The following is a 9,930-nucleotide window of genomic DNA, read 5'->3' as shown; positions in this document are numbered from 1 at the left end:
CCTTTTGATATTCTCTGACCACCATTAATTTCAAATCATCACTATATTTTTTAGTCAAAAGAAACACCCCAAAAGATTAGATTTTGACTCTAACTTTTGGGGTGCACGCCATTCTCTGTCCCAATTCAATATAATGCTGGGACAATGTACCTGTCCCAGTGTCCCACATGAGAACCGTCCGCATGCCTCACTGCCGGTGGATGTGGACGGTGAATTTGTAGCGGTCGGCCCGGTAGGCGGAGAGGACGTATTCGGCTGGTGTGCCGTCGTAGAGGAAGGCGGTTCGCTGGATCCTCATGAGCGGCGCTCCGTCTTTCATTTGCAAGAGCTGGGCTTCGTTTGGCTCTGCGAGTGAAGATTCGATTGTTTGGATCGCTTGTTCGATCCTCAAGTTGAGCTGGTCTTCCATATAGGCATAAATTGACTGATTGACGATTTTTTCAGTCAGGCCTTTTACAAGGTTGGCGGAAATGTAATTGATTTCAATCGCCATCGGAACATGGTCCGCCAAGCGGATCCTTTTGATTTCATAGACAGGACTGTTTTCCTTTATCTGCAGCTGATTGGCTACATCCGGAGTGGCTGGAATCAGCTCAAAATGGAGCAGCTTGCTGCTGGGTTCCAGCCCTCTGGCCATCATGTCTTCGGTAAAACTGGTGATGCCTGTGAGTGGTTTCTCAATTTTGCATTCCGCCACAAAGGTGCCTTTTCCCTGGACCCGATATAAGTACCCATTGTTGACAAGCTGATTTAAAGCTTGTCTAACGGTCATCCGGCTTATATTGAGGTTCTCGGCGTATTCCCGCTCAGTTGGGAGAGACTCTCCGGGCTTCAAATCCCCGCTGTCAATTTGTTTTTGTATAGATTGAGCCAACTGATAATAGAGTGGGATGTGCAATTGTTTATTGATCATCTATCAACCCTTCTCACATTAAGAAATTACCTAAACAGTGACCTCTGATAAAGCGGCTTCGTCGGCGATAATGGTGACATTCGGGTGTGTTTTTAAAACCGATGCAGGGAAGTCTTCACTTACATCTCCTTCCAGAAGCTGTTTAAGCGCCTGGTTTTTCTTTTCGCCGGAGACGAGCAGCAGGATTTCCTTGCTCTCCATAATGCTTGCAATGCCCATCGTAATCGCCTGGGTCGGAACTTCCTCGAGGCTGTTGAAGAACCGGGCATTCGCACGGCGGGTAGATTCCGCCAATTCGATAATGTGGGTCTCTGATTGAAACGAAGTGCCAGGTTCATTAAAGCCAATGTGTCCATTGCCGCCGATTCCAAGTATTTGCAGATCGACGCCGCCGTGTTTTTTCAAAAGTGCTTCATACTCCGCGCATTCCTGATGGGAATCCTTGGCGTCTCCGTGAGGAACATGAGTATTTTCAATCGGGATATCGATGTGATTGAACAGCTGCTCGTTCATAAAGCTTCGGTAGCTGTTCGGATTTTCACTGGAAAGGCCAATGTATTCATCAAGGTTGAACGTTTTGACGCTTTTGTACGAAGTTCCTTTCTCTTGATGGTCCTTTACCAGATTCTCATACATTCCAACTGGAGTGGAGCCTGTTGCCAGGCCAAGATTGATCCCTGGGTTGCTGCGTACCTTATCGATGATGATATCTGCAGCTATTCGGCTCATCTCCTCATAGCTTTTCACCTTTTTAATCTTCATTTTTTTCTCCTCCTTGTTGATAGGCAAGCTCTCCACGGCAAAATGTCATGAAAACTTCCAGGTGTTCATCGAGGATGACAATGTCCGCATCTTTTCCAATCGAAATGCTTCCTTTCCGCTCAAACATATTCAATTGCTTCGCAGGATTGACAGAAGCCATATGAATGGCGTCCTCAAGCGAGCACCCGGAGAATTCCACCATGTTTTTCAGCCCTTGGCCGAGCTTCAGGATGCTGCCAGCCAGGGTACCGTCATCTAAAAGAGCTTTCCCGCCTGCTACCGTCACCGCTTGTCCGCCAAGATCATACACGCCGTTCTTCAGGCATTTCGCACGCATGGAGTCGGTGATTAAAATGAGGCCGTCCCTGCCTTTGTTTTTAAAGCTAAGTTTGACCATTTCAGGGCGGACGTGGACGCCATCCGCAATCAATTCGGCACTTAATTCATCATGTAAAAAGACTGCTCCGACCACACCTGGTTCGCGGTGATGCAAGCCTCGCATCTGGTTGAATAAATGGGTGACTTGGCTTGCACCAGCTTCAATTGCCTTCACCACTTCCTCATAGGTCGCATCGGAATGTCCGATGGAGGCGATGATGCGGTTTTCCTTTAGATATTTAACGAGATTTAAACCACCTGGCTGCTCGGGGGCGATCGTCACCACTTTAATATGTTCATTGGCTAATGCATTCCATTTTTTGAAAAGATCAAGGCTGGAATCGACAATATACTGTACAGGCTGGGCACCAGCCCTTTTTGGATTCACAAATGGCCCTTCCAAATGGACACCGAGGATTTCGGCCTTTCCCGGTTCCTGTCCCTGGCTGATATAATTGCCTGCGTTTTTCAGTGCGTTTTCAATCGCTGTATTGCTTTGTGTCATCGTAGTGGCAAGAAAGCTTGTTGTTCCTTCCTTAGGAAGGGCAGTGGACATAATATCCAATGCTTCAGGGGTCGCGTCCATCACATCGGCACCATTCACACCATGGATATGAATATCAATCAGACCCGGAACGGCTGTGAAGGAAGCAGGGACGTCAATCACTTCGAAGCCCTCTGTAGAATCTGCATCGCCGAGGGGACCATACCCGATAATTTGCTGGTCCCTGATTTTGAGATACCCATTTTCAATCTTTTTGCCTTCCGCCATGATTTGCATTCCTCTTAACATAATGGCTTTGGTTGTCTGTTTCATTGTCCATCCTCCTACCCTTTGACGCCCCTATCTTAGCATGGGGGTATACAGTTGTCTATACCAATTTTCGAAGTAATATCGCACACAAAGGACAATCTTTATATTTAAAGTGTAACAGTCTTTTTTGGTATAGACCAATACAAAACGTCATTCATTGCTTCCTTTAAATCGAGTTAGTTTTTATCCATGGGAAATGATTTATGTATAGAGAGAGAAAGAAGGGAAAGATAGATGGAAAGTGCTGCAATGCAACATGTGAAAACATTTTCAGTCAGATTCCCAACATGATGAAAATGGTTGAAAACGATTGCGGAGCCATTGAAATAAAGTGAAAGCGGTTCTATGATGCAACTATAAGTTTTTCATTCATTTGAAATAAACAGGGAGGTTTCTTTATGAAAAAGGCTTTTGAAAAAGCCCAGCAATTCGGGAAATCGTTCATGCTTCCCATTGCCGTTTTACCGGCTGCTGGTTTGTTATTGGGAATTGGCGGAGCGCTTTCGAACCCGAATACGGTTTCAGCTTATCCGTTTTTAGATATCGCATGGCTTCAAGCCATCTTTATTATCATGAGTGCGGCAGGGAATATCGTGTTTGCGAATTTGCCGATCATTTTTGCGGTTGGTGTTGCCGTCGGTTTAGCCCGTTCGGATAAAGGAACGGCTGGATTGGCAGCGATGATTGGTTATTTTGTGATGAACAGTGCCATTAACGCTCTGCTCAGCCTGGCTGGCGAACTGGCGGAAGGAAATTTGGCCGGAGCCGGACAGGGAATGGCTGTTGGCATTCAAACCTTGGAAACAGGTGTATTTGGCGGGATTGTCATCGGGATTGTCGCTGCATCCCTGCACAATAAATACAATAAGATCCAGCTGCCTCAGGTGCTTGGATTCTTCGGAGGCTCCCGATTCATTCCAATCGTGGTTTCTTTCGCCTCGATTTTTGTCGGTGCGGCATTATTTGTGGTCTGGCCTTATTTCCAGCTGTTCATCAATCAGCTGGGAGCTCTAGTGACAGGTACTGGCGAAATCGGGACCCTCTTTTATGGATTTATTCTTCGTATGCTTGGACCAATGGGATTGCATCATATTTTCTATCTGCCATTTTGGCAAACCGCTCTTGGTGGTACGATGGAAATTGGCGGCAAACTGATTAGCGGTACGCAGAATATCTTTTTTGCGCAATTGGCGGATCCTTCGACTACACAGTATTATGAAGGGGTATCTAGATTTATGTCAGGCCGTTTCATTACGATGATGTTTGGTTTGCCAGGAGCCGCTTTAGCCATTTATCATTGTGCGAAAAAGGAAAATCGAAAAGTAGTTGCGGGGATTCTTTTATCCGCTGCATTAACATCCTTCCTGACCGGGATTACCGAGCCATTGGAATTCAGCTTCCTGTTTGTTGCCCCACTATTATATGTGGTCCATGCCATATTTGATGGTTTTGCGTTTATGATGGCGGACATTTTCAATATCACGGTAGGACAAACCTTCTCCGGCGGATTCATTGATTTCATTTTATTCGGGATTCTGCAGGGTGTGGATAAAACAAACTGGCCATATGTGCTACTCGTAGGGATTCCTTGGTTCTTCCTGTATTACTTCACATTCAGGTACCTGATCCGTAAAAAGAACTTCAAGGTCATTGGCCGCGAAGATAAGGAAGAGAGCACAGGACAGCAGGTTTCCGCAACAGATCGTGCGAAAACGATTGTGGAAGGATTGGGCGGAAGAGAAAATATCGAGGTTGTCGACTGCTGTGCGACTCGCTTGCGTGTGACCATTAAGGACGAACACCAGGTGAAAGAGGATATCCTTAAGCAGACAGGTTCAAAAGGAATCGTGAAAAAAGGGACGGGTGTCCAAATCATTTACGGACCTCAAGTGACGATTGTGAAAAACGAAGTTGAAGAGTATTTAGAACAATAATCTCTTTATAAGGAAGTGTTTGTGTTGCAACAAGTGTTAGAGCAGATAAAAAAAGGATTAATTGTTTCCTGCCAGGCGCTGGAAGGGGAGCCGCTGCACAGCTCTTTTATTATGGGGCGAATGGCATTAGCTGCGAAAGAAGGCGGAGCGGTTGGCATTCGTGCCAACTCCGTTGAAGATATTATTGAGATTAAAAAACAAGTCGATCTGCCGGTGATTGGCATCATTAAACAAGTGTACGGTGACCACCCAGTATTTATCACCCCGACGATGAAGGAAATCGATGCTTTGGCGCAAACAGGCTGCGAAATCATTGCCACAGATGCAACGAGCCGGATTCGCCCGGATGGCAGCAATTTGGAGAGCTTTTATAAGGAAGTGCGTTCGCGGCATCCTCATCTTCTATTGATGGCTGACGTCTCGACAGTCGAAGAAGCGATTGTGGCAGATGAGCTGGGGTTTGATATTGTTGCACCGACTTTATATGGCTATACGGCTGAAACAGATGGCTTGAAAATCGATGATCATGATTATGCCGTGATCAGCCAGATTGTAAAAGAAGTGAAGAACGCCAAGGTTGTGGCCGAGGGCAATGTGTCTACACCTGAGATTGCCAAGTCCGTGTTAAACATTGGTGTCCATGCCGTCGTTGTTGGCGGTGCGATTACGAGACCACAGCTGATTACAAAGAAGTTTGCTGATGCTTTGAAGAACTAGTGCTTTTACTTGAAAATAACCCTGGGCTTTGAGCCTTTGGGTTATTTTTCATGCCAATCATAGTTTTCAATCTTTTTACAAAGAATAAAGTTCAATCAGATATAATGGAAGAGAAAGAATGCATCATTAAGGAGTACATATATGGAGTATCTTGGTGAAAACCTGATTCACGGGATTGAGTGCAATATGGAGAAATTCACGAGCTCTGAGGCGGAATTGGCCAAGTATATCATCCATCATCCCGAAGAAATCAGTATATTATCGATTAGTCAGATTGCCAAAAAGATCCATATTTCGCCTGCTACGATTACCCGCTTCTGCCAGAAGCTTGCTTTTTCAGGGTTCAATGAATTCAAACATGAATTAAAAAGGTACATCGATTTGCGAAACAAACCGGCGAAGGCAAGTGATATCAAGGAAATTGATTATTTCTCCAAGCTGTACCAAAATCATTTGGACCTCATTGAAGGGACCTTTCGGAATATCACTTATCAAGCGCTTCATCAGGCTGTTTCCCTTCTCAATGATGCAAAGAAAGTGCATGTTTATGGCATTGGCAACTCTGGAATTGCGGCACAGGAGTTCAAATGGAAGTTCTTCCGGATTGGGGTGAATGTGGAGAGTATTACCGATCCCCATCAGGCTGTAATGGATGCCGCGCTGGCAGGAAAAGACAGCCTGATTATAGGCATTTCGGTATCAGGGGAGACAAGGGAAGTGATTGATGCGGTAAAAATAGCGAAGCAGCAGGGAGCCACTGTTCTGGCATTCACGAGCGAAAGAAACTCCGAACTCTCCCGGTTAGCCGATCTTACCCTGATCGTCATGAGTAAAAGCAATATGCACATGGGCCAAAACATCTCGCCAACCCTTCCGCTTTTCCTCTTCTTTGACCTGATCTACACCGAACTTATCGCCAAAGACTATTTGAATCGAATCCAAATTCGCGATAGAACACTAAGGGCCCTCGAGGGGTAAGGCGAATGCAGGGACGGTTCATACCCATATACTGGGAGGATAAAAACGCGGTCAGCCTCTCGGCTAACCGCGTTTTTCCTTAAATATTCTCCTGTTTCAACCCTTCAATTATGTTTTCGTTTTTGATTTTGGAAATGGAGTACAGCATGGCTGCCCCGACAATCAGGAAAATCAGGATGATTACGAAAAGGATGCTCATCCATTGCAGACTGAATCCATATTCAAAGGTATATCTAAGGGCATGGTGCATGCCGAACATGACCAGGATGCTGATAGGCAGTCCATAGGCCAGGGCCTTGACTCCATAAAAAACACTTTCATAATGGATCATTTTATTAAATCCTTTCGGGGTCATTCCAACCGATCGCAGCATCGCAAATTCACGCTTGCGAAGTGAAATGCTTGTCGATATGGTGTTAAAGATATTGGCAATTGAAATCAGGGAAATGAGCGTGATGAAACCGTAAGTGAAGACAGACATAAGTAAAATCATCTGCTCTTCCTGCTGCCGCCGCTGAAAAACATTGTATACATTAATATTTGTATCTTTTCGGTCTTCAATCGCGGTCTGGGTGGCCATCGGGTCCGAGCTGTTTAAATAGACATAAGAACTCACTTGCTCCGGGTCGTCAGCCAGCTGCCACAATGTGGCTTCAGGAACAATAAGGTTTACTCCACCCAGGGAAGCGGTATGGACACCAATGGGAACCTCGTCGGTAAGGGCGCCTATTTGGACAGTGCCCGCCAATTCCCGTTCCGGCTGCTCTGTTTCAGAATCACCGTAGTGCATTCTGAATAAATCTATCTTGTCCCCGACTTCCGCCTCAATCGCTTTGGTTTGTATAAGTTTCCCGGTTGAAGCATCTTCATAGGAAATCTGGTCAATGACAATCGCGCTTGGTGTGTCCGGATTGGTGAAGCCTGCCGCATTCACACCGATTTGCGTCGCATAGGCCTGGAAACTTTCCGAATCCAATCCATGCAGGACTGTATAATAAGGATATTTTCCATCGGTAAGCTCCAAATCGTTCTCGGCGATTTGCTGTTTCAACGAATCAGGGAGGGCGTCGATTCCAACGGGCGACTCAAATTGGGCTTCGTCAATAAAGGTAGATTTTGTTACATGATCCAATTCCGCAAAACTTGCCAGCTCTTCCTTTCCCAAATGGCTGCTGAAAATTTGGATATCATACTGAAGATTATCCTGCGACAGTTCCAACGATTTTTTTAGATTGTCGGTAAAATAGGTGACTGCTAGGAATAGGACAATGCTGATCACTAAAGAGAAAACGGTGGCCAGGTATCGTTTTCTATTCCTTTTCACATTCTTGAGCCCAATTTCGGCTTCAAGCCCGAAGACTTTTCTCACCAGCCTGGAGGTCTTGACTGTTTTTCCTGACAACTTGATGTCCTGGGTCTGGCGGATGGCATCAATGGCAGAAATCCGTGAAGCTTTTTGCGCTGGAATATAGGTTGAAATGAGTATCGTCAGAATGGAAATGCCGCATGCAATCAAAATCGACGCCGGTGTGATTACCAATTCCAGCTTTTCCGAAACATTTAAAGCCTCCTGGATAAACGTATTGATGAAAACGAAGGTGATGCCAATTCCTGCTAGGCCGGCCAAAATCCCAACCGGAATAGAGATGGCCCCGATTACTGCACCTTCAAAAAAGACCGAATTCCGTTTTTGCCTCTTCGTCGCACCAACGCTTGAAAGCATCCCCAGGTGCCTGGCACGCTCTGACACACTAATGGCAAATGCATTATAAATTAGTGCCACGGAGCCAACGATAATGACACCCATAATGATGCCTGCCAGTGAGAATAGCGTCATGCGCAAGTTGTCGTTATCCGTTACACCATAATAGCGAAGCAAATCGGAATTAAAGTGGACATTTTCAATTTCCTGTTGGGCAGCAAGTTTATTGGCGTCTTCAAAAAGGGAGCCTTTTATATTGTTTAAAACGACAAAAGCATCAATAGAATCAGACGTTGCTTCGTCCACATAGCCAATTACCGTGTAACCGGGAGCCCAGGTTGGTTCCCATGCAGGGCGTTCAATCGTGCCGACGATGGCCACGGTTTTGGTTTTGGTATTCTTCAATTCTTCATTAATGGTATCTTCACCACGCTGAAGAGATTGATTTTGAGTCAGCATGGCTGGTTCTGTTGTACTCCATCGCTCCCCAATATCCACCGTGAGTTGATCTCCAATTTTGTACTGCACTTTTGCATTGTTTTTTATCGCTTCGGAAATCGCGACTTCATTTTCATTACGGGGAAGCCTTCCTTCGCTGACCGTGATCGGGAATAGCTCCATGCCGGTTTTATTATAGCTTTTGAAATAAAGATATGGTTTATAGGCATTTTCCGATTCTTCAAGAGCTGCATAGCCATCGCTGGAGAGGGCAAGTGTTTTTGTGTTGCTGTCCTCCCTGATGGCTTGTATCTGGTCATTGGTGAGATCCTTGTAGAGAACATGCCATTCTCCGTTTTTGGCAATATCCTGGCGAATCATTAAGTCCAAAAAGGAAACACCAAGCGTCGAAACCGCGGTGATCATCGCCACCGAAATGATGACGCCGATGATGGTGACTAGTGACCGGCGTTTGTTCTCTTTTAAATGCCTCAGGGTTACCTTGTTGATAATATTCACGGCCGGGTCACCTCATCTTTGGCAACCTTTCCGTCTTCAATGGAGATGATGCGGTCCGCCTGAAGGGCGATGCGTTCATCATGCGTGATCACAATCAACGTTTGATTGTAGGTTTTGTTGAACATTTTAAGAAGTTCCATGATTTCTTCGCTATTTTTGCTATCAAGATTGCCTGTCGGCTCGTCGGCAAGGATAATTGCGGGATTGCTGATCAGCGCCCGGCCAATCGAGACGCGCTGCTGCTGGCCGCCTGAAAGCTGGTTCGGCAGATGGGAAAGGCGGTTGGTCAATCCAAGAATGTCGACAATTTTATTGAGATGGTTTGGGTCAACTTTTTGCTCATCCAAAAGCATCGGCAGCGTCATATTTTCTTCGACGGTTAAAATAGGGATCAGGTTATAAAATTGATAAATCAAGCCGATTTGCCTGCGCCTGAAAATCGCAAGCTGTGTTTCATTTAGGTCATAAATATCGGTCTGATCGATGAGAACCTTTCCGCTAGTAGGGCGGTCGACTCCGCCAAGCATATGGAGAAGGGTGGACTTTCCCGAGCCGGAAGGGCCGATGATGCAGACAAATTCACCTTTTTTCACGGAAAAAGACACATTATCGAGCGCTTTGACCGCTGTTTCGCCTTTTCCATACACCTTCGACAGATTTTTAACTTCAACTATGTTCATGTGAAAACCTCCGTTAAATTCTTCTATGAGGTCAGTATAAGAGGATAGTATGACTTTAAAGTGACTGTACGGTGACAGTTTATTCACTTTGGGAG

8 protein-coding genes are annotated in these 9,930 nt (G+C 45.6%); 3 read left to right on the top strand and 5 right to left on the bottom strand.

From position 1 onward, the window contains the following. Window positions 1–187 precede the first annotated feature (187 nt). From ADU22_RS17930 to nagA, 3 genes are read right to left on the bottom strand one after another with little or no spacing between them, the layout of a single operon-like run. A complete protein-coding gene (locus ADU22_RS17930) occupies window positions 188–913 on the bottom strand; it encodes a GntR family transcriptional regulator (protein ID WP_053363386.1) in 726 nt (241 codons plus the stop codon). Window positions 914–943: 30 nt separating this feature from the next. After that, the gene (gene nagB / locus ADU22_RS17925; RefSeq protein ID WP_053363385.1) at window positions 944–1,675 is read right to left on the bottom strand and encodes a glucosamine-6-phosphate deaminase; all 732 of its coding nucleotides are present in this window, start codon (window positions 1,673–1,675) and stop codon (window positions 944–946) included. Next, the gene (gene nagA / locus ADU22_RS17920; protein ID WP_082252905.1) at window positions 1,665–2,870 is read right to left on the bottom strand and encodes an N-acetylglucosamine-6-phosphate deacetylase; all 1,206 of its coding nucleotides are present in this window, start codon (window positions 2,868–2,870) and stop codon (window positions 1,665–1,667) included. The genes nagB and nagA overlap by 11 nt, the downstream gene beginning before the upstream one ends. 395 nt (window positions 2,871–3,265) lie before the next feature. Here nagA and ADU22_RS17915 point away from each other — a divergent pair, with 395 nt between their 5' ends. From ADU22_RS17915 to ADU22_RS17905, 3 genes are all read left to right on the top strand, one after another. Next, on the top strand, window positions 3,266–4,801 hold the full coding sequence (locus ADU22_RS17915; RefSeq protein ID WP_053363384.1) for a maltose/glucose-specific PTS transporter subunit IIC: 1,536 nt from the start codon (window positions 3,266–3,268) through the stop codon (window positions 4,799–4,801). Window positions 4,802–4,825: 24 nt separating this feature from the next. Then, window positions 4,826–5,518: an N-acetylmannosamine-6-phosphate 2-epimerase gene (locus ADU22_RS17910; RefSeq protein WP_053363383.1), complete on the top strand. Its 693-nt coding sequence runs from the start codon at window positions 4,826–4,828 to the stop codon at window positions 5,516–5,518. A gap of 141 nt (window positions 5,519–5,659) precedes the next feature. Further along, a complete protein-coding gene (locus ADU22_RS17905) occupies window positions 5,660–6,496 on the top strand; it encodes a MurR/RpiR family transcriptional regulator (protein ID WP_053363382.1) in 837 nt (278 codons plus the stop codon). 79 nt (window positions 6,497–6,575) lie between these two features. On the opposite strand, the gene ADU22_RS17900 is transcribed toward ADU22_RS17905, so the two are convergent. Further along, complete coding sequence (locus ADU22_RS17900; protein ID WP_053363381.1) at window positions 6,576–9,155, bottom strand: ABC transporter permease; 2,580 nt, start codon at window positions 9,153–9,155, stop codon at window positions 6,576–6,578. Further along, window positions 9,152–9,835, bottom strand: coding sequence for an ABC transporter ATP-binding protein (locus ADU22_RS17895; RefSeq protein WP_053363380.1), 684 nt, complete (start codon window positions 9,833–9,835; stop codon window positions 9,152–9,154). The genes ADU22_RS17900 and ADU22_RS17895 overlap by 4 nt, the downstream gene beginning before the upstream one ends. Window positions 9,836–9,930 lie beyond the last annotated feature (95 nt).

The sequence above is a fragment of the Bacillus sp. FJAT-27251 genome (genome assembly GCF_001273925.1).
Classification (GTDB): Bacteria; Bacillota; Bacilli; order Bacillales; family Cytobacillaceae; genus Mesobacillus_B.
The sequence above is the reverse complement of the archived record's forward strand: the minus strand, read 5'-3'. Positions and strand labels throughout refer to the sequence as shown.

Coding starts and splice junctions, on each gene's coding strand:
- ADU22_RS17915 (WP_053363384.1), top strand. CDS start 3,266: ATGAAAAAGGCTTTTGAAAAAGCCCAGCAATTCGGGAAATCGTTCATG.
- nagB (WP_053363385.1), bottom strand. CDS start 1,675: ATGAAGATTAAAAAGGTGAAAAGCTATGAGGAGATGAGCCGAATAGCT.
- ADU22_RS17905 (WP_053363382.1), top strand. CDS start 5,660: ATGGAGTATCTTGGTGAAAACCTGATTCACGGGATTGAGTGCAATATG.
- ADU22_RS17930 (WP_053363386.1), bottom strand. CDS start 913: ATGATCAATAAACAATTGCACATCCCACTCTATTATCAGTTGGCTCAA.
- nagA (WP_082252905.1), bottom strand. CDS start 2,870: ATGAAACAGACAACCAAAGCCATTATGTTAAGAGGAATGCAAATCATG.
- ADU22_RS17895 (WP_053363380.1), bottom strand. CDS start 9,835: ATGAACATAGTTGAAGTTAAAAATCTGTCGAAGGTGTATGGAAAAGGC.